Genomic DNA, 323 nt, shown 5'->3' with positions numbered 1-323 from the left:
GTCGGTGGGTGAGGGTGTGCGGCCGGTGGATGTCGCTTGGTCGTTGGCGGCGACTCGGGGTGTGTTCGAGGACCGTGCCGTGTTCTTGAGTCGTGAAGTGGGCGATGTGCTGCCTGCTGTGCGTGAGTTGGCTGCTGGTGGGGATGTGGTGGGGTCGTCGGTGGTGCGTGGGCGTGTGGTCCGTGCTGTCGGTGATGTGGTGTTTGTGTTTCCGGGGCAGGGGGCGCAGTGGGTTGGTATGGGGCGGGAGTTGTGGGGGGAGTCGGCTGTTTTTGCGGCGTCGATGGAGGCGTGTGAGCGGGCGTTGGCGCCGTTTGTGGGGT

1 protein-coding gene is annotated in these 323 nt (G+C 65.9%); it reads left to right on the top strand.

The genetic code is table 11. The annotated features are described in order from the left end of the window. Nucleotides 1-61: 61 nt before the first annotated feature. Nucleotides 62-323 (top strand): acyltransferase domain-containing protein (locus tag JS756_RS37990; protein WP_307791457.1); only part of this gene is annotated, 262 nt, incomplete at its 3' end.

The sequence above is a fragment of the Streptomyces actuosus genome (genome assembly GCF_016921115.1).
Classification (GTDB): Bacteria; Actinomycetota; Actinomycetes; order Streptomycetales; family Streptomycetaceae; genus Streptomyces; species Streptomyces actuosus_A.
This window is presented reverse-complemented; position numbering and strand designations above follow the sequence as displayed.